Genomic DNA, 18,553 nt, shown 5'->3' on the forward strand with positions numbered 1-18,553 from the left:
GTAACAGGTAGTTAAAATGATGAATGAAACTCTAGGATTGAAATCAGAAAAAGACGCTATTTCTTTATGGGACATGACGGCACCGACCGAACCTCAAGCAGCGCCCTTGCAAGAAAATGTTGTAACAGATGTGGCTATTATTGGTGGAGGCTATACTGGCTCATCAACGGCTTTACATCTTGCAGAAGCAGGCATTGACTGTTTGGTATTAGAAGCAGAAAAAATAGGTTACGGTGGTTCTGGTCGTAACTGTGGCATGGTAAATCCTGGGATTTGGTTACCACCACAAGATGTTCGCACCGTTTTAGGAGAACAGGAGGCGGATCGCTTTTTAGGTGTTATGGGGGATGCTCCTAATGTTGTATTCTCATTAATTGATCGTTTCAATATTGACTGTGAAGCGACACGCAATGGCACCATTCATGCGGCGCACTCTAGTGCGGGTTTTAAAGAGCTTTCTGACCGTGCAGATGAATGGAAACGATTAGGTCGAAATGTACGCTTACTGAGTGCAGAAGAAGCGCAAGAGAAAATCGGTACCCAAAGATTTTATGGCGGCTTACTAGACCCTCAAGCCGGTACGATTAACCCTATGGGTTACGCTCGTGGTTTAGCGCAAGCGGCTCTATCTGCGGGAGCCAAAATCCACACAGAAACACGGGCCTTGAAATTAAGCCAAATAAGCGACAAATGGCAGATCGAAACCAATCGAGGTGTGGTGACAGCAAACCGCGTTGTGATTGGCGGTAATGCTTACAATGACGACCTTTGGCCAGGCTTAAAACGAGCCTATACACCAATTCATTTTTATCAAATTGCCACAAAACCACTGGGCAGTATTGCCGATAAAATTTTACCCGAAGCCCAAAGTGTCTGGGACACAGGGATGGTCATGTTTTCTGTACGTAAAGATCAGTTTGGACGATTAATTGTCGGTAGTATGGGGAAACTGGCAGGGAAAGATGCCAGCCAAACAAAATATTGGGCGCAGAAACAAATTAGCAAAATGTTTCCATTCCTTGGGAAAGTCGAATTCGAAACCGCATGGCACGGCAAAATCGCTCTAACACCCGATCACCTTCCACGCATTCATAGTTTAGCACCTGGCTTATTTACCGCTGTTGGATTTAATGGGCGAGGCATCACAACAGGCACAGTATGTGGTCAAGCATTGGCGCAACTGCTAACAGGTGCATCAGAAAGCGAGATTATGCTGCCTGTCACAGGGTTAAGAAAAGACAATATAGCGTTTCTTCGTGAGCCTGTGTATGAAGGCTGTTTTAAGGCTTGGCGATACTACAAAAGCATTTAATCTATTATGAGAACGGGAGAATCAATATGACGCAGAAAAGCGCGCGGATCGGTGTCGATATCGGTGGGACTTTTACTGATATTGCACTGGATCTAGATGGAACCTTATATACGGGAAAAGTACTGACTAACTATTCTCAGCCAGAGCAAGCTATCTTGGATGGCATTGAGCTGGTGTGTCATCGTGCAGGAATAAAAGTAACAGAAGTAACGACCGTCATTCATGGCACAACATTGGTCACCAACTCATTGATTGAACGTCGCGGAGCACGTACGGCATTTATTACATCTGAAGGCTTTCGTGATGTTGTTGAAATGCGCACAGAGAACCGCTTTGAACAATATGATTTGAATTTAACCTTACCAACGCCTTTGGTAAAACGTACGGATCGCTACACATTGAATGAGCGTATCAGTGCCTCTGGCGAGGTGCTGACAGACATTGATCCAACCGAATTAAATGCATTGGTAAACACCATTCTTGCAGAAGGGTATGAAGCGGTTGCCGTTGGATTTATTCACTCTTACGCCAATGATGTGAATGAAGTGCAAGTTCAAAAAGCATTTGCAGAAGCCGCACCTGAATTATGCGTTTCTATTTCCAGTCATGTCTCACCACAAATGCGCGAATTTCAACGCTTTAATACCGTGATTGCAAACGCTTATGTGCGCCCACAGGTGTCGGACTATTTGGGACGTTTAGTCAAACGTTTGACTGAAATGGGCATCACCTGCCCTGTCTTTATGATGCATTCCGCTGGTGGTTTGATCAGTGTGGATACCGCCTCTGAATTCCCTGTGCGGTTGCTGGAATCTGGCCCTGCTGGAGGCGCTATTTTTGCAGCGAAATTTGCAGCAAGCTATGGTGAAGACCAAGTTTTATCTTTTGATATGGGTGGTACGACAGCAAAAATTTGTTTGATCGAAGACGGCAGACCAAAAACCGCCAATACGTTTGAAGTTGCACGTACTTATCGCTTTGCAAAAGGTTCAGGAATGCCGCTTTCCACCCCTGTGGTTGAAATGGTTGAAATCGGTGCCGGTGGTGGTTCTATTGCCCATGTCGATGATATGAAACAAATTCGGGTGGGGCCTAAATCGGCGGCTTCTGAACCGGGCCCAGCCTGCTATCAGCGCGGAGGTGAAGACCCAACCGTTACCGATGCTAACCTATTATTAGGTCGTTTAGATCCAGACCTTTTTGCCGGTGGCGAGATCCCATTGTCTGTTGATATGGCAGGGGCTGCGATGAACACTAAGGTGGCGTCTAAAGCCAACTTGGATAAAGAGCAAGCGGCTTTTGGTGTCACCGAAGTGGTTGATGAAAATATGGCCAATGCAGCACGAGTGCATACCGTAGAAAACGGTAAAGAGATTGGTAATTTCACCATGATCGCATTTGGTGGTGGTGCACCACTTCATGCTTGTCGATTGTGTGAAAAATTAGACATGGACTATTTGGTGATTCCACCAGGCGCAGGGGTAGGATCTGCCATTGGTTTCCTTAATGCTCCCTTTTCCTATGAAGCCACAAAAGGAATGTATCAACGTCTAAACAATTTTGATCCTATTCGTATTAATCAATTATTAGCTGACCTGCGCGAAGAAGCTTCGGCGTTTGTTAAACGTGGCGCTGGAAGCATTGACACCACAACCCGCGTACAAGCATTTATGCGTTATACAGGGCAAGGTGGCGAAATTGCCATAGACATTGATTACAAAGAATATGTTGCAGCGGATGTGGATGTTTTTCGTCAAGAATTCGAAGCCGGATACTATAAGTTATTTGGGCGTACCATTGATGGTTTAGGTATTGAGATCACCAACTGGTCTATTACCGTCGCTTCTAAAGTACAAGCTTCGGCTCCAATGACGTTACGTCGATCAGGGCAACAAGTTGCTGTGACGAAAACACGAGAATTTTTTGATGCAGCTTTGCGTAAAGTAGTAACGGCCAATGAAGTTCATCGAAATACCTTAAAACCTGGTGATGCCGTTGCAGGCCCTGCGGTGATTGTTGAAGATGAGACATCAACAGTGGTCACGACAGGTTATACCGTTGTAGCGCAGGATGATAAATCCATGTTGTTGGTGAATAAGAAAACCATGGAGACTCTCTAATATGAAATTAAGTAACGTTGATTATCAAATTATGTGGAACCGCTTAGTGGCGGTGGTAGAAGAGCAAGCAACGACCCTTATTCGTACGGCTTTTTCTACATCAGTGCGAGAGGCTGGGGATCTGTCAGCGGGTGTCTTTGATTGTCGAGGTCGAATGATCGCTCAAGCGGTCACAGGCACACCGGGCCATGTCAATGCCATGGCCGAGTCTGTGCCGCATTTTATCAATGAAATTGGCATGGATAATATTTGCGAAGGCGATGTATATCTTACCAACGACCCTTGGAAGGGAACTGGACATCTACATGATTTCACGATGGTATCGCCTGCTTTTTACGAAGGAAATCATGTTGGTTTTTTTGCGGCAACCGCACACGTGGTAGATATTGGTGGCCGTGGTTACGGCCCCGATGCCAACGAGGTATACGAAGAAGGTTTGCTCGTCCCGATCATGAAATTCATCCATGCCGGTGACGTCAATAAAGACTTGGTGAATATCATCCGAAATAATGTGCGAGAACAGGATCAAGTAATCGGTGATTTGTATTCATTGGCAGCATGTAATGCGGCGGGTGATGCTCGACTCATGGACATGATGAAAGAATTCAATTTGGCGGAACTTGAAACCTTATCTGATTTTATTATCGATAACAGTCGAGCGGCGACCTTATCGCGCATCAAAGACTTGCCTGATGGTACCTACCATAATGACATGACCGTCGATGGCTATGAGAGCTCTGTGGACATGAAAGTCGCGTTGACCATATCAGGCGAGACGTTATTAGCGGATTTTGCAGGTACCTCAGGGCCCAGCAAATTTGGCGTGAATGTGCCTATGGTTTATACCCGAGCGTACGCTTGTTACGGTCTAAAATGTGCTATTGCACCGGATATTCCAAATAACACGGGATCGCTAAAACCTTTTGATGTAACCGCGCCTGAAGGGTGTATTTTAAATGCGCCACACCCTGCACCGGTATCAGTTCGTCACGTATTAGGGCACTTTGTTCCTGACGTGGTACTCGGAGCCTTGCATAAATGCATTCCCGGCGTCTCTCCAGCAGAAGGGGCCAGTGCCCTATGGAATATCTTGCTTAGCGCGCGACCATTAGACCCTTCTTCTGGTTTACCGCCATCTGAAATTATGATGTTTAACTCAGGTGGTATGGGAGCTCGTGCGACATTGGATGGCTTAAGCGCAACCGCGTTCCCATCTGGGGTGAGCACCATGTCGGCAGAAGCGACAGAGCATGTTGGGCCGATCACCATTTGGCAGAAAGACTTATTAGTGGGTTCTGGTGGCAGCGGTGAGTTCCGCGGTGGTCTAGGACAAACTATTGTGATCAGTGCTAACGAAGGTTATGAATTGTATTTCAACGCCATGTTTGACCGAATTAAATTTCCTGCCCGTGGACGAGAGGGAGGTAAAAACGGTGGCGCTGGTAGTTTAGTACTCGATGATGGCACGGTATTAAATGGTAAAGGTCGCCAACATATTCCAGCCGGAAGAAAGTTAATTTTAGAGCTACCAGGTGGAGGCGGTTATGGTGACCCGAAAAAACGATCGCCTGAACTTGTGCGTGCGGATTTAGAAGCAGGGTATATAACGCTTGAACAAGCCGTCAATGACTACGGCCTCACGAATTAATCTGAGTCCGTTATAAAATTAGTATTAAATAAGATAGAGACATAATGATGACAAACAAGACAAAAATTGCATTAGTAACTGGTGGCGCACAAGGTATTGGCTTAGCTTGTGCGGAAGCATTAGCACAAGACGGTTATAAAATAATTTTGGCCGATATCCAAGAAAGCGCTGTTAATGCAGCCGCTCAAAAATTAGGGAATGACACTGTCGCTTATGTTTGTGATATGGGGGATTCTGCGCAGATATTAGCCATGTTTGATAGCATTGAGGCGGAACATGGCCCTGTACACTGCTTAGTGAACAATGCGGGTATTGCGAATCCCGGCGACTTCCTTGAGCTATCAGAAGAGCAATTCCGAAAAGTGATTGATGTTAACTTAACAGGCACATTCATTGCGCTGCAACGTGCTGCAAAAACCATGGTCGAGAAGCAAATTCACGGCTCGATTGTGAACATGACATCAGTCAACGCGCAAGTAGCCATTCCAAGCATTGCGGCTTACTGTGCGTCTAAAGGTGGCGCGATGCAGCTAACGAAAGTGGCGGCTTTGGCCTTAGCTAAAAATGGTATTCGCGTTAACGCGGTAGGTCCAGGTTCTATTGATACTGAAATGATGGCAGGCGTTAACGCAAATCCTGAAGCAATGGCTCGCGTGCTCAGCCGAACACCGTTAGGCCGTGTGGGTACGCCTCGTGAAGTGGGAGATACTGTGGCTTTTCTAGCCAGTGACAAGGCAAGTTATATCACAGGTGAAACGATTTACATTGACGGCGGTCGTTTAGGTTTGAATTATACCTGTTAACACAGTGATTTAATGTCAAAGGCGCTTAATTCCTTTACTTTTAAAGATCAAACAACAGCCAGTATATGCTGAGGTCAAACGTTCTTTAGCATAAAGACAGCTCTCTGTTTTCATGGCTTCATAAACGCTGGCTGTTGTTATATTAAGTTATGTGTCGAAGATCTCGTATAGGATGTGAGAGACATGGTGTCTTTTGAATTGAGATTTTAAGGCAATAAATAGTGCTATTACACTACTCAAGGAAATGTGTTTTATGTACAAGAAGACTAACTAAAGCAACCGAGTAACGTGTAGACAAAAATGTGGGGGGTCTATTTCTCCATGGTAGTGAGCGCTTGCTTTAAATATGAGGCAACATCACCTTGAGAACGAGTTTTGGTAGAGCACTCTTTGATGGCGATCACGTAATCTGTCGCAAACTTTCTGTCCGCATGACGCTCATCCAAATACTCAATAAATCGCGTCTGTTGGCGATTAAACAGCTTTTTCATTAACTTAGCTTGCGCAACGTTCCCGCCATACAATTTGAGCAGTTTCGGGTCAATCACGTCATTCTCAAGATAATGGACATAACCCAAAAGACCTTTATGTATGATTTCCTTATCTTCTGGCGAGTACGCAGACTCTGAACTTTCGAGCTTGCTATTAACGAAGTCAACCAACGCCAAGCAGGAGTGAATTTCATTGATGGAGGTTTTAGCCGTAGCGTTCATCATGGAAAAGAAAAAAATGACAAACAAAGCAATGTGTTTATAAGTGTTCAAGCCGCCTTCCTTTTTATTATTTATCGCTTAGACCAAAAGCGTCTAAATGCACAACTGACACAGAGTATATTAGCATCACTTTTTTAGTGTGCCATGTTGTGAATTATTCTTAATAAAATATCATACAAAGTACATAGAGCGCACACAATGAATCTCGCAAGCCAATGGTGCAAAAGATATGAAGCAGGAACACAACGCATTAATTGATCAAAAAACACGTTGCGCTTGGGCAGATTCCGCGCCGGATTTTCCCCGTTATCACGATGAAGAATGGGGTTTTCCTGTTACGGATGATCGACGTTTGTTTGAAAAGCTCTGCTTAGAAACATTTCAATCTGGTTTAAGCTGGCGCACTATCTTGAATAAACGCGAAAGCTTCCGTGAGGCGTTTCAGCATTTTGATTTCCACAAAGTCGCCACCTTTGATGAGCAAAAAGTAGCAGAACTCTTAGCCAATAAAGACATAGTACGCAACAAACGTAAAATCCTCGCGGTTATTAACAACGCAAAATGCGCACAAGAAATGGTGAAATCAGAAGGGTCGCTGGCTGCTTTTTTCTGGCGTTATGAGCCTGATGAAGACTCGTTACCGCCACCAGAGACGCAAACTACCTGTAGGGAATCTATTGCCTTATCTAAAGCGTTGAAAAAGCTGGGTTGGACTTTCGTTGGCCCAACAACACTTTACGCTTTTATGCAGTCTATGGGGTTGGTAAATGACCACGCTGAGCACTGCTTTATGAGAAGTAAAATTGATCAGATGAGGAAAAAACTTCAAAGACCTTAGGTACATCAATATCGTTCGAGCACAAATTGAAAACAGAATGCATTGCAATCAGAGAAAGGCGCCATGATTCATGGCTGTTTTCACTACGGCGACCCAACCAACACGCAAAGCGGCTTTTTAAAAAGAGACAGTGTTTTGGATTGACTGAACCGGCCGTTCTTGGCTTTTGGGGGGAAGCAAATTAATTTGATAACGCCAAAATCGCACTGGCTCTTAACAACAATAAAGATGATGCATTCTCTTCTGTTTCAACAAGTTCATTCGCTTGTTGTAATTCGTTCAGTAATGTTTGTGTGAAGAGATCAATCTTTTCTGGTGTAGGTGAAACAAGTAACCAGCGATATAAACGACAAAATAAAATATGCGTTGTATCTCTCATTAAGTCGTGACGGATTTTCTCTCGAATAAGATAGTTGTATCGATAACAGACATTCCAGTAAGTATTAACAGAAAAGTCTTCGACAAGCATTTTGCTCATATGTAATAACGTTGCCAGTTCAATGCGGTCATCTGCATCTATCGAGGTAGGTGATAGGTTCGCCATCATGGTCAGTGTTTCCACTAAAATGTTTTGATCGTCTTCGAAACTCACTCGATCTATCGGAATGATAAGTGTTCCTATACCTGATTTTGTTTCTACAAAACGCTCTAAAGCCAACCTGTGTAAAACTTGACGAATAGGAGTACGACTGACTTCAAATTCCTTAGCCAATTTTTCTTCGTATATTGCTTGCCCATCAGCATATTCACCAACACAAATACGCTTCCTTATCTCATTGCAAATGTATTCTAGTCTATGAATATTGTTCGCTTTAGTCATATTTTACCTTTGTGTCATTAAATCTAGAATCGTTTGATTCTATGCTTGTCCATATAAATGCTAAAAATAACGTAAACGTTACAATATAGGCAATGCATGATTTTTCATTATAGAGAAGGTTGCGAATGTCATGTAAATGGCATATAAAAGTGATAACAATATACCTGTATACAAGTATATAGGCTATATCACTTAAATGTACTCTTTTGGAAAAGCTATGTTGCGTCTGTCTGAAAAGCGAACGAGAACCCTGCTATATCAAGGGTTGTTAATTGCATTTATTCTCGCGTTTTTTTATATCGCTTGTGTAAATGTTAATAATAACCTTGCAGCCGCAGGGATTCATATTGATTATGGTTTTTTATTCAGTGAATCTGGCTTTGATGTCAATGAAAGTCTCATTGAGTACAGCTCTGAAAGTAGCTATATAAATGCATTATTGGTTGGTTTCTTAAATACCATATTACTTTCTTTTGTTTGCATTGTTGGCGCTACATTACTAGGCGTTATGTTTGGTGTGCTGAGAGCGAGTCAAAATTGGTTAGGCAGTTCAATTTCGTTTCTCTATATTGAATTAATGCGCAATCTTCCTAAACTCTTAATATTACTCACTTTATACATTCTCATTATTAACAGTTTACCCCATGTTAGAGAGGCTTATCCGTTTCTTGGCGTTTTTCATATCTCAAATCGAGCGCTGTATTTCCCTACTTTAATTTGGCAAGAACACACGAGCACAGTGCTTTATTCATGTTTGGCTTCCCTTGTTATTGTGTTGATTTATCGCCGATACGTTCGCTATTTTAAAGATGAAACAGGACGAGATTTACCGTTTTTATGGCCGTCATTGTTATTTCTTGGCTTTGTTTTTGTCCTCGTCTCGACTCTGCTAGGTGTACATTATTCTTTTGATATACCAGCTCTTAAAGGTTTTAACTTCGCTGGCGGAGGGCAAATTTCTGTTCAGTTCTTTGTTTTAGCCTTTACTTTAAGTGTTTATCACGGTGGGCAAGTGGCGGAGTTGGTTCGTGGTGGTATTCAATCTATATCCAAAGGGCAAGAAGAAGCCGCTCGTGCCATTGGCTTATCTTATTTACAAACTATGCGCTTAGTTGTGTTACCACAAGCGCTAAGAGTCATTATCCCGCCGATCGGCAATCAATATTTAAATATCACAAAAAATACATCAATTGGCTTGGCTGTTGGTTTTTCTGATTTAGTGTCTGTGATGAATACATCCATAAATCAAACCTTTCGTCCGATTGAGATGATGTCTGTTACCACACTTATTTATCTCGCTATCTGTCTTGTTGTTTCTGTCTTAATCAATGCTTACAACAATCACACTCGTTTGGAGAAAGCATGAAGACGTCAGAAAATAGCACCAACAGCACACAAACATCACAGCCGGCTGGTGCAATGCAAAAGTGGGCAACGCAATCTAAAAAGGCACAACGTTGGATACATTCTCGTCTGTTCCGTACGCCGGTTGATATTCTGATCACTTGTATTATTTCCGTATTGTTACTTCAGTTTTTACCAAAGGTTTTAGCTTGGTTAACGTGGAACTCTGTAGCGTTTTGGGGAGACCCTCAATTATGTTCAGAAGAAGGGGCTTGCTGGCCTTTTTTACGAGAAAAAGTACGTTTGATTCTATTTGGTACTTATCCATTCAATGAACAATGGCGTCCGGCATTGGCCTGTTTGATCTTAGTGAGTCTGGTTGGCTTGAGTTTTACTAATTTGTTACGTCTACGATCAAGAGTCATTGTTTGGACGCTAGGTAGCATAGCTTTCTTTGTTCTAATGAGTGGCGGAAATTTAGGCTTAATAGAAGTGGATTCTATCCAATGGAATGGCTTGCCTGTTCTTTTGATGTTGTCGATCTTTAGTGTTATTGGTGCCTTCCCTATCGGCATTTTATTAGCACTTGGCCGTTTTCAAAAAGAAGATCCTGTACTGAGATCTATAACCGTCGGTTACATCGAGATTGTGCGTGGTGTGCCAATGGTGATGGTTCTGTTTATGGGTCTCTTCATTCTGCCATTAATGTTACCCGAAGGCGTAAATCTGAATTCGCTTTACACCACATTAATTGTGCTTGTCTTTTTCCATGCTGCGTACTTTGCAGAAGAAATTCGAGGCGGCTTACAGGCCTTGCCAAAAGGTCAATACGAAGCCGCACAATCTCAAGGACTCACATACTGGCAGAGCATGCGATTTATTATTCTTCCTCAAGCGTTAAAGCGCTCTATGCCGGGTAATATGAATACCCTATTGGGCGCTTATAAAGATACGTCCTTGGTGGTTATTTTAGGAATACACGACATTATGGCGACAGCCAAAATGGCTTACAGTGAGCCGCAATGGCAGCAGTATGGTGTTGAGGCTTATCTGTTGGTCGCGCTTTGGTATTTTTGTACCTGCCTATGCCTTTCAACCTACAGTCGCAAATTAGAAGCAACAGAGTTCAAAGCAGCAAAATAGAAATTTACTTAACTGACGTATTAAATCAACTGGGAGTGTTCTAAATGAAAAGTGCAGCAAAACTATTTGCGGTTGCAACCGCATTCACGATGACAGCAGTTCAAGTTCAAGCGGGCGCTGTTATGGATGAAATTAAAGCCAATGACGAAGTCATTTGTTTAGTAAACCCAAACTCTCCAGGTTTTTCTGTACCTGATAGTAAAGGTGTGTTTCAAGGGTTTAATACCGAGTTTTGTCGAATGACTGCAGCCGCTATTTTGGGCGATGCAGACAAAGCCAGCATTCGTGGTATAGGTTTTTCTGACAGTATGAAAACCATCGTTGCGCAAAAAGCACATATGGCTTCTCGTAGTATCACACGCACAGGTACACGTGATGCGAACCCTGGTATGAGCTTTGTTGTAACAACTTTTTATGATGGTCAGGGCTTCATGGTGCCTAAAAAACTTGGCGTTAGAAACGCAAGTGAGCTAGGCGGTGCAACAGTCTGCGCGGAAGAGGGTTCAACAACACTATTGAATATAGCAGACTGGTTTAGCGATCATGGTATGGAATACAAAGTTGAAAACATCAATGATAAAAGCGCTCGTATGCAAGCTTTCTTCTCTGGCAAATGTGATGTACTAGCGAGTGATTTAACAGCGCTGGCTTCAGATCGCCAGTTAGCACAAACACCAAACGATTATGCTTTGTTGCCTAACATTATTTCTAATGAACCACTGACCTTGGTTGCTCGTCCTGATAATGTATTTGAGACAGCTATTTTTTGGTCATTCCAAGTCATGTTAAACGCGGAACGCTTGGGTGTGACTTCAAAAAATATCGATCAAGTAATAGCGGATCTAGATAACCAACCTAAAGCTGTACAACGCTTATTTGGTAAAGACTCGGCTGCAGGTGAAATGGCGACCTCTCTAGGTTTAGTAGATGATTGGAGTTATCAAATCATCAAACAAGTGGGTAACTATGAAGAAGTTTACGAAAAACATTTAGGTTCACAAACGGCATTGGATATTACTCGTGATGGTACGTTTAATGCGTTAGTAAGCGAAGGTGGATTGCTATATCCTCATCCAATTCGTTAATAGAAATTCGCTATAAATAAAACTGCGTGATACGTTTTTTCAGTATCACGCAGTTTTATTATAACGCATGAATTAGGTTTAAAAACGAGAGGCACATGGCATTTTTCTCATACGAAATAGACATTGAACGACCGACTCGTTGGACACTAGTTGATATGCCCAACAAGAAAAAAGGTCGCCTTGCTCTTATGGGATTTCCCGGCTTATTAATTGGTGGTGATAGCCATAGTTACATTGACCCTAGCTGGCTCAATCGGACTTTTAGAAAGTTGTATGAAAGCAATTGCCGTATGTTCTATACCTTCGCACATCCAGATGACTTACCTGAAAATGCTTATGAACAAGCTCAGCAAGCAGCGATTGCGGCTGGTATTCATTTTCACTGCTTGCCTATCAATGACTTTGATATACCAAGTCCTTCGATCTCGCGCGAATGGCAAGCGAGTTTGCCTGAATTATTGTCCGCTTTAGCACAAGAGAATTTAATTGCATTGAGTTGCTTATCGGGAATTGGTCGCACAGGAATGATGGCAGCGGATTTATTAACTCACATGGGAATGAATTCTAAAGAAGCCATTCACTGGGTTCGCCAAGCAAAACCAGAAGCTATTGAATCGAGAGAACAAGAACACTGGGTTGGGGCGAGCGCGACTTTAAAGCAGGTTTAAAAGACCGATGTTAAGAGAAACTGTTATGGCAAAGCACAAGAGAGCAACTATTCCAGCGGTTGAATTGATGGACATGAACAAGTGGTATGGGGAATACCATGCTTTAAAAAATATCAATTTAACGGTAACACCCGGCGAACGAGTGGTTATTTGCGGCCCTTCTGGGTCAGGTAAATCGACACTTATTCGTTGTATAAACCGCTTGGAAGAACATCAAGGTGGACAAATTATCGTTGATGGGATTGAGCTTAATGACAATCTAAAACACATTAATCAAGTACGCCAAGAAGTTGGCATGGTCTTCCAGCACTTTAACTTATATCCACACCTAACTGTACTTGAAAACTGCACATTGGCACCCATGTGTGTACGTAAGCAGTCTAAAGATGTAGCAACAGCCAATGCAATGAAATTTCTTGAGCGTGTAAAGATTAGCGAACAAGCCGGTAAATACCCATCGCAATTATCTGGTGGACAACAACAACGCGTTGCTATTGCCCGCACCTTAGCAATGGGGCCGAAAACTATCTTGTTTGATGAGCCTACCTCCGCATTAGATCCAGAAATGATTAAGGAAGTATTGGACGTTATGGTTTCTCTCGTTGATGAAAGTATCACCATGATTTGTGTCACACATGAAATGGGCTTCGCTAAACGTGTTGCTGATAGAGTCATATTCATGGATGCTGGTGAAATTATTGAAGAAGGCTCACCAGATACGTTTTTCAACAGCCCTAAATCCCTTAGAACACAGCAATTCTTAAATCAAATACTCGGCCACTAAATTATTATATGTTATCCATTTTATTTATTTGCAGCGGCAATACTTGCCGCTCGCCAATGGCACAAGCAATTGCACAATCTTGGTCGAATAAAGCCTTTAAAACGAATCAAATTACAGTCTCATCGGCAGGCACTCATGCAACGCCAAACAGCCCCATTTCACCAGAAGCGTTGGTTGCCTTAGCAAGGCACAACATTCCTTATGAGGGAAAAAGCCAGCTTTTATCTGCAGAACTGCTACAAGAACAAGACATTATTTTTGTTATGACAAAAGAACATCTGCGCCATACTCAGGAACTGATCGTACAAAACAAAATAGCCAAAAATCACACTCTTTTAACACTGCATCCCGAGCAGGACATTCAAGATCCATTAGGAAAAGGTCAACAACCCTATGACAAAATCGCCAACGAATTTATGTCATTGATACCATCACAGCTCCAACCCCACCTGACGTTACTGACGGAAAGTGCTTAGATAGTGATTTGATTAACGAGAATATATTGGTGCTCTCATGATCATAGTATGATTTCTCTTCGAAAATCTTTAACTTCCACTCCTAGAAACATACCTAATAATGCTGCGTCATTTTCAAGTTGGTCTTCATTGTTATGATTTAGGATGTTAATTCTTCGTCCGTGCTCTGTTAATAAATTCAATTCAAAACAAGCATAACTTAGTGCATTTTTGCGTTTAATCATTTTGTTGTTTATTTGAAGTGAAACAATATGTTTGAGCTTAACATTTCTATCTTTTCGGTTATCGAAGATCCCTGATTTTTTATTAAAAGTAGCACGATTTAAAAACGGCTGAATTAATGAAATTCCGAAAACACCAATAGCGATTCCGAAGCTGCCAACAAATATGGAGAGATCATACTGAGTAGAAACTACTAATAAATAGGTGGCGAGACTTGCTAAGAAACCTCCAACAATAATATAGATCACACAAAACATCATAGCGCCTATTGTTGGTCTTAAGTATGCCACTCTCTCTGTAATAACTAACGTGTGAGATAAGAACTTAGGGCCATCTTTCAGTAACGCATGCGTTAAATTGACAACGCAAGAATCAGTGTCGTTATTATTGCTCTCTATCATTTATTGACCTTCTCTAAAATAAAAAAAACCCACCGTAGTGGGTTTTTAATCATATACGATTATTCAAAAAGTGTGATGAAAATATCATTCTTTATCGTATGTTTTGATCTCACCTGATTTTACGCGAGCAACAAAAGAAGCCAATTCTTTCTTAACAATCGGCATTAGGAAGTACAAGCCAATAATGTTAAAGATAGACATTGCGAAGATCGCAGCATCAGAGAAGTCGATTACCGCACCAAACTGAATAGTTGCACCAACAACAACGAAGAAGCAGAACATCAGTTTGAACACCAATTCGACTTTCTTGCCTTCACCGAATAGGTAAGTCCATGCTTTCAATCCATAGTAAGACCAAGAGATCATAGTAGAGAAAGCAAACAAAACAACCGCTAGAGCCAATAGGTATTTGAACACGCCAGCTGTTTCAGTGAATGAAGCGGCGGTTAGAGTCACACCTGTTAAACCACTGCCATCAAATGGACCAACGTTTAAGCCAGCAATAGTGATAACCAATGCTGTCATAGTACAAATAACAACCGTATCAACGAATGGTTCTAATAGAGAAACGAGACCTTCAGTAACAGGCTCTTTTGTTTTAACAGCAGAGTGAGCAATCGCAGCTGAACCAACACCAGCTTCATTCGAGAATGTTGCTCGTTTCAAACCTTGAATCAATGCACCAACGAAACCACCAGCAACACCAGCACCTGTGAATGCACCGGCAAAGATTGCACTGAATGCTGCACCAACTTGAGTGATGTTAGCTAGAATAACGATGATCGCCATACCAACATATAAGCCAGCCATCCAAGGAACAACTTTCTCTGTTACAGACGCAATAGAAGGCATACCACCAACAATTACTGAGAAAACCAATGCCGCTAATACGATGCCAGTAATGATTCCGAATTCGCTTGGAACGTCAAATGCGTAAGTAAGCATTGCGTGCGCTTGGTTAGCTTGGAACATGTTACCGCCACCTAACGAGCCTAGGATACACATTAGAGCGAAACCAATTGCCAATACTTTACCCAAACCACCTAGACCTTTTTCAGCAAGACCTTGGCTTAAGTAATACATTGGACCACCAGAAATAACGCCTGATGGTAAAACCGTACGGTATTTAACACCTAACGTACACTCACAGAATTTAGACGCCATGCCTAGAAGACCACACACGATCATCCAGAAAGTCGCACCTGGTCCACCAATTGCCAATGCTGCACCAACACCTGCAATGTTACCAAGACCTACTGTGCCAGAAAGTGCTGTTGTTAAAGCTTGGAAGTGAGAAACTTCACCGTCTTCTTTTGAGTTAGGGTCTGTGTACTTACCTTTTACGATATCAATCGCCATGCCAGCGCGTTTAAACTGAACAAAGCCAAAATAAACTGTGAAGATGAAAGCAGCTAACAACAACCAACCAACAATGATTGGGAAGCTTGCTTCACCAACAGGTACACTTTTAAAGATTAACCCAACAAACCAACCGGTATAATCGTTAAAAAAGCCATCAACACTCTCACTAAAGTTACTAATTGTTTGCTTAAAAGAGCCCGCCTCTTCAGCAAAAGCACTTGTACTTAGAGCCATAAATAGGCTCATAAAGACTGCTTTTATTTTATGCATATTTTTTTCCTTGTATGAAATTTCGAAAAGTTTCAGTGCGCATCTGATATATAAACATTTTACAGAGCACTTAATTAATACGCCCATGAAAGAATCATGCCACATATCACTTTTATATTAATTTGCCTCTGCCATTTCTCTTAAATCGAACAATTAAAGAAAAATGACCTTCTAAAACGGCGTTTTCTAGATGTGATTCAACAAAAATCAGTAATAACTGCCTGTTTTTTATACGCTTTTCTTCCTGTGCGTTCACTCTTAAACCACAACACAGCTTTTATCATACGCCATACGCACCGATTTTGTGCAAAAAAATTGAGTTCGCCTCGAAAGATTTTTATTCTTAACGTTTTTTTAACTAATGATAAGCACTGTACGGGAGAGGTTTGAGAGAGTTAATAAGCATGGTCAAACCTCCCAGTATTATCACGCCATTCCCGTGCCAACCGTTGCGCGTACGGGAATACCTTTGGTCTCAAAGCCTTCTAGGCAATAGACGTTAATACCGAAGAAATCAGGAGAGACGCGCTTTCTATGGAAAGGATAAATGCCACAAGTTTTGCAAAAGAAGTGTCGCGCTGTGTGGGTGTGGGTGTGAAATTGATATTCGGTGAGGCTATCTTCGGTTGTAATGAGCTCAAATTTGGTTTCGTGCACTTTTACCATCAAGGCATTTTTCCTGATGCAGATAGAACAGTCGTGAGTTCGGGAGCATCTGTGATGATTTTGAACTGCACACTGCCACAATGACAACGTCCAAAATATTCCTTCTCTTGCATACGATGACTCCTTTAAAAGGTTAATCACTCAACAAAGCGGCCACGCTACCACAAACCGTCATAATGAGAAGAAACCATTTTAGGTGGTTCGGGTTAGCCTTAATCGCCATTTTCACTGCAAGAAATGAACCTAACATGGTACCAGAGGCAAGGATCAAACCTGGAACCCACAAAATTTGATCATTCCAGATAAAAACACTCAATGCCAATGCAGTGAAACCCAGCGTACAAACCATTTTCAGTGCATTGGTTCGTACTAAGTCATAACGCAGGGTTCCAGCCAAAGCAGCAATTAAAATAAAGCCAACACCCGCTTGCACAAAACCACCGTAAACACCGGCAATAAACAAAGCAACCCACGCACTCGGCTTTTCTCTTATTTTAAACGGAATTGTGCCTTCAGGCGGTGCAATCATGGTGGGGCGAACAATCATAATAAGCGTCATGCTTATCATGGCGCTGAGTAGCAAAGGTTTTAGCCATGCCTCTGGCGCATAGCTGGCCGCAAAAGCGCCAGCCACCCCACCCAGCAACGAAGGAACCATCACTGGTAAAATATCGTCAGCATCTAACTTTTTAGCTTTTCGAAAACCGAATGTGGCAGAGACATTTTGTAGAAAGACACCAACGCGGTTGGTGGCATTGGCAATATCCGCAGGCATTCCCATCACCATTAAAGCAGGCAAGGTCAAATTAGAACCTCCACCCGCTAACGTATTAATAATACCGGCAACAAATCCTGTACCGATCAACAAAACCACAGTAAATAAGCTGTAGTCCATCTAGTAACCCCTAATTCTGGCTCATAAAAATGGACGCATAATATAGGTAAAGCCACTACCTGACAAAAGAATCATTATGCTCAATGCTAACAACCTGATTGTCACGACAATTGTTATTGCCATTATCATGATTATGATCTTTATGGTCATTGGCTCTATTCTATCAAGACTCGTCATTCGCCCAATTGAAGAGGCTGGGAGGATACTGCCCCTTCTGCTAAAGCGACTCCCCTCTCTTAATTATTCGGTGACTCAATTTTCATTTCATTCGCTTAAATACACCTAGACGCAAGTAATCTATTGAATCTATAAAGGATGTGTCAGAGCTCTGTAATTTACTGATAAATTGCCCAAAATGTACTTGAAATGAATCTCAAGCAAGGCCATCTTGTGCACTTCACTAAATGTCTGAATATGGAATTACGCCATGCCTACTAACATTGTCGCTGTTTACGGAACTCTTCGTGAGGGTTTAACGAACCACAAATTAATTGCTGGATGCAAACGTATCGGGCTAGGTTGGCTAACGGGCTTTCGTATGTACAATTTAGGCGAATACCCTGGCGTTATTCCAACTCACGATGAAAGCGGCCGTATTCGAGTGGAATGGTACAACGTATCAGGTGACATTTTAGAAGAGCTTGACGACCTTGAAGAGTTTGACCCAGATGCAGTACAAACCTCGCTCTATCTTCGCAAGCGCGTCTTTTCTCCTTATGGGCAAGGTTGGATATACGTTTACAACCAACCTTTAAGCAGCGCACCTTACATGGAAGCTGGCGACTGGGAACGTTTCACTCGAGAAGATAACGAATCCAAGTCAGTCAACAACACTTACAAACAGGAAGGAATGCATCATTACGGACAAGCTATACCGGCTTAGAGATAAGCAGGTCACTTTTACTATCTGCGTCCAGACATAATAAAACACATGGAGCTTCTTCGAATATAAAGTAACTCCATGTTGATTTAGACAAAAAAAT

At 42.2% G+C, this 18,553-nt stretch carries 18 protein-coding genes; 12 read left to right on the forward strand and 6 right to left on the reverse strand.

The window, feature by feature from the left end; all coding sequences use genetic code 11:
• Positions 1 to 16: 16 nt before the first annotated feature.
• The 4 genes from ABFY09_RS06645 to ABFY09_RS06660 are packed head-to-tail and all read left to right on the forward strand — an operon-like array spanning position 17 to position 5,883.
• The gene (locus ABFY09_RS06645) at positions 17 to 1,312 is read left to right on the forward strand and encodes an FAD-binding oxidoreductase (RefSeq protein ID WP_347983510.1); all 1,296 of its coding nucleotides are present in this window, start codon (positions 17 to 19) and stop codon (positions 1,310 to 1,312) included.
• A 26-nt stretch (positions 1,313 to 1,338) separates the two neighbouring features.
• The gene (locus ABFY09_RS06650; RefSeq protein WP_347983511.1) at positions 1,339 to 3,432 is read left to right on the forward strand and encodes a hydantoinase/oxoprolinase family protein; all 2,094 of its coding nucleotides are present in this window, start codon (positions 1,339 to 1,341) and stop codon (positions 3,430 to 3,432) included.
• Position 3,433: 1 nt separating this feature from the next.
• The gene (locus tag ABFY09_RS06655; protein ID WP_347983512.1) at positions 3,434 to 5,080 is read left to right on the forward strand and encodes a hydantoinase B/oxoprolinase family protein; all 1,647 of its coding nucleotides are present in this window, start codon (positions 3,434 to 3,436) and stop codon (positions 5,078 to 5,080) included.
• Positions 5,081 to 5,124: 44 nt separating this feature from the next.
• Positions 5,125 to 5,883, forward strand: a complete 759-nt coding sequence (locus ABFY09_RS06660) for an SDR family NAD(P)-dependent oxidoreductase (protein WP_347983513.1) — start codon at positions 5,125 to 5,127, stop codon at positions 5,881 to 5,883.
• Positions 5,884 to 6,194: 311 nt separating this feature from the next.
• Here ABFY09_RS06660 and ABFY09_RS06665 read toward each other — a convergent pair whose 3' ends face one another.
• Positions 6,195 to 6,647, reverse strand: a complete 453-nt coding sequence (locus tag ABFY09_RS06665; protein WP_347983514.1) for a hypothetical protein — start codon at positions 6,645 to 6,647, stop codon at positions 6,195 to 6,197.
• Between the two features lie 178 nt (positions 6,648 to 6,825).
• Between ABFY09_RS06665 and ABFY09_RS06670 the strand changes: the two genes are divergently transcribed.
• Complete coding sequence (locus ABFY09_RS06670) at positions 6,826 to 7,434, forward strand: DNA-3-methyladenine glycosylase I (RefSeq protein WP_347983515.1); 609 nt, start codon at positions 6,826 to 6,828, stop codon at positions 7,432 to 7,434.
• 181 nt (positions 7,435 to 7,615) lie between these two features.
• Here the strand turns inward: ABFY09_RS06670 and ABFY09_RS06675 are convergent, their stop codons facing one another.
• Positions 7,616 to 8,254 (reverse strand): winged helix-turn-helix domain-containing protein, encoded by a 639-nt coding sequence (locus tag ABFY09_RS06675; protein ID WP_347983516.1) that lies wholly within the window; start codon positions 8,252 to 8,254, stop codon positions 7,616 to 7,618.
• Positions 8,255 to 8,471: 217 nt separating this feature from the next.
• Between ABFY09_RS06675 and ABFY09_RS06680 the strand changes: the two genes are divergently transcribed.
• The 6 genes from ABFY09_RS06680 (at position 8,472) to ABFY09_RS06705 (ending at position 13,754) form a co-directional block, all read left to right on the forward strand.
• A complete protein-coding gene (locus ABFY09_RS06680; RefSeq protein ID WP_347983517.1) occupies positions 8,472 to 9,620 on the forward strand; it encodes an ABC transporter permease subunit in 1,149 nt (382 codons plus the stop codon).
• Positions 9,617 to 10,741 carry an amino acid ABC transporter permease gene (locus ABFY09_RS06685; RefSeq protein WP_347983518.1) on the forward strand — a complete coding sequence of 375 codons (1,125 nt, stop codon included), beginning with the start codon at positions 9,617 to 9,619 and terminating at the stop codon, positions 10,739 to 10,741. Before ABFY09_RS06680 ends, ABFY09_RS06685 begins: the two co-directional genes overlap by 4 nt.
• Positions 10,742 to 10,785: 44 nt before the next feature.
• On the forward strand, positions 10,786 to 11,826 hold the full coding sequence (locus tag ABFY09_RS06690) for a transporter substrate-binding domain-containing protein (RefSeq protein ID WP_347983519.1): 1,041 nt from the start codon (positions 10,786 to 10,788) through the stop codon (positions 11,824 to 11,826).
• 95 nt (positions 11,827 to 11,921) lie between these two features.
• Complete coding sequence (locus ABFY09_RS06695) at positions 11,922 to 12,494, forward strand: hypothetical protein (RefSeq protein WP_347983520.1); 573 nt, start codon at positions 11,922 to 11,924, stop codon at positions 12,492 to 12,494.
• Between the two features lie 25 nt (positions 12,495 to 12,519).
• A complete protein-coding gene (locus tag ABFY09_RS06700; RefSeq protein WP_347983521.1) occupies positions 12,520 to 13,278 on the forward strand; it encodes an amino acid ABC transporter ATP-binding protein in 759 nt (252 codons plus the stop codon).
• An 8-nt stretch (positions 13,279 to 13,286) separates the two neighbouring features.
• The gene (locus tag ABFY09_RS06705; RefSeq protein WP_347983522.1) at positions 13,287 to 13,754 is read left to right on the forward strand and encodes a hypothetical protein; all 468 of its coding nucleotides are present in this window, start codon (positions 13,287 to 13,289) and stop codon (positions 13,752 to 13,754) included.
• Between the two features lie 41 nt (positions 13,755 to 13,795).
• Here the strand turns inward: ABFY09_RS06705 and ABFY09_RS06710 are convergent, their stop codons facing one another.
• The 4 genes from ABFY09_RS06710 to ABFY09_RS06725 form a co-directional block, all read right to left on the reverse strand.
• Positions 13,796 to 14,377 (reverse strand): hypothetical protein, encoded by a 582-nt coding sequence (locus ABFY09_RS06710; protein ID WP_347983523.1) that lies wholly within the window; start codon positions 14,375 to 14,377, stop codon positions 13,796 to 13,798.
• Between the two features lie 84 nt (positions 14,378 to 14,461).
• The gene (locus ABFY09_RS06715; RefSeq protein ID WP_347983524.1) at positions 14,462 to 16,009 is read right to left on the reverse strand and encodes an alanine/glycine:cation symporter family protein; all 1,548 of its coding nucleotides are present in this window, start codon (positions 16,007 to 16,009) and stop codon (positions 14,462 to 14,464) included.
• A gap of 426 nt (positions 16,010 to 16,435) precedes the next feature.
• Positions 16,436 to 16,675 (reverse strand): S-(hydroxymethyl)glutathione synthase, encoded by a 240-nt coding sequence (locus ABFY09_RS06720; RefSeq protein ID WP_347983542.1) that lies wholly within the window; start codon positions 16,673 to 16,675, stop codon positions 16,436 to 16,438.
• A gap of 133 nt (positions 16,676 to 16,808) precedes the next feature.
• Positions 16,809 to 17,570: a sulfite exporter TauE/SafE family protein gene (locus tag ABFY09_RS06725; RefSeq protein ID WP_347983525.1), complete on the reverse strand. Its 762-nt coding sequence runs from the start codon at positions 17,568 to 17,570 to the stop codon at positions 16,809 to 16,811.
• Between the two features lie 427 nt (positions 17,571 to 17,997).
• Here ABFY09_RS06725 and ABFY09_RS06730 point away from each other — a divergent pair, with 427 nt between their 5' ends.
• On the forward strand, positions 17,998 to 18,453 hold the full coding sequence (locus ABFY09_RS06730) for a gamma-glutamylcyclotransferase family protein (protein WP_347983526.1): 456 nt from the start codon (positions 17,998 to 18,000) through the stop codon (positions 18,451 to 18,453).
• The last annotated feature ends 100 nt before the right edge of the window (positions 18,454 to 18,553 follow it).

This window comes from Marinomonas sp. 5E14-1, assembly GCF_039939215.1.
Taxonomy (GTDB): Bacteria; Pseudomonadota; Gammaproteobacteria; order Pseudomonadales; family Marinomonadaceae; genus Marinomonas.

Excerpts from the sequence above, each read along its gene's own strand:
- ABFY09_RS06645 (WP_347983510.1), top strand. The coding sequence starts at position 17 with ATGATGAATGAAACTCTAGGATTGAAATCAGAAAAAGACGCTATTTCT.
- ABFY09_RS06650 (WP_347983511.1), top strand. The coding sequence starts at position 1,339 with ATGACGCAGAAAAGCGCGCGGATCGGTGTCGATATCGGTGGGACTTTT.
- ABFY09_RS06655 (WP_347983512.1), top strand. The coding sequence starts at position 3,434 with ATGAAATTAAGTAACGTTGATTATCAAATTATGTGGAACCGCTTAGTG.
- ABFY09_RS06660 (WP_347983513.1), top strand. The coding sequence starts at position 5,125 with ATGATGACAAACAAGACAAAAATTGCATTAGTAACTGGTGGCGCACAA.
- ABFY09_RS06670 (WP_347983515.1), top strand. The coding sequence starts at position 6,826 with ATGAAGCAGGAACACAACGCATTAATTGATCAAAAAACACGTTGCGCT.
- ABFY09_RS06675 (WP_347983516.1), bottom strand. The coding sequence starts at position 8,254 with ATGACTAAAGCGAACAATATTCATAGACTAGAATACATTTGCAATGAG.
- ABFY09_RS06680 (WP_347983517.1), top strand. The coding sequence starts at position 8,472 with ATGTTGCGTCTGTCTGAAAAGCGAACGAGAACCCTGCTATATCAAGGG.
- ABFY09_RS06685 (WP_347983518.1), top strand. The coding sequence starts at position 9,617 with ATGAAGACGTCAGAAAATAGCACCAACAGCACACAAACATCACAGCCG.
- ABFY09_RS06690 (WP_347983519.1), top strand. The coding sequence starts at position 10,786 with ATGAAAAGTGCAGCAAAACTATTTGCGGTTGCAACCGCATTCACGATG.
- ABFY09_RS06695 (WP_347983520.1), top strand. The coding sequence starts at position 11,922 with ATGGCATTTTTCTCATACGAAATAGACATTGAACGACCGACTCGTTGG.
- ABFY09_RS06700 (WP_347983521.1), top strand. The coding sequence starts at position 12,520 with ATGGCAAAGCACAAGAGAGCAACTATTCCAGCGGTTGAATTGATGGAC.
- ABFY09_RS06705 (WP_347983522.1), top strand. The coding sequence starts at position 13,287 with ATGTTATCCATTTTATTTATTTGCAGCGGCAATACTTGCCGCTCGCCA.
- ABFY09_RS06710 (WP_347983523.1), bottom strand. The coding sequence starts at position 14,377 with ATGATAGAGAGCAATAATAACGACACTGATTCTTGCGTTGTCAATTTA.
- ABFY09_RS06715 (WP_347983524.1), bottom strand. The coding sequence starts at position 16,009 with ATGCATAAAATAAAAGCAGTCTTTATGAGCCTATTTATGGCTCTAAGT.
- ABFY09_RS06720 (WP_347983542.1), bottom strand. The coding sequence starts at position 16,675 with ATGGTAAAAGTGCACGAAACCAAATTTGAGCTCATTACAACCGAAGAT.
- ABFY09_RS06725 (WP_347983525.1), bottom strand. The coding sequence starts at position 17,570 with ATGGACTACAGCTTATTTACTGTGGTTTTGTTGATCGGTACAGGATTT.
- ABFY09_RS06730 (WP_347983526.1), top strand. The coding sequence starts at position 17,998 with ATGCCTACTAACATTGTCGCTGTTTACGGAACTCTTCGTGAGGGTTTA.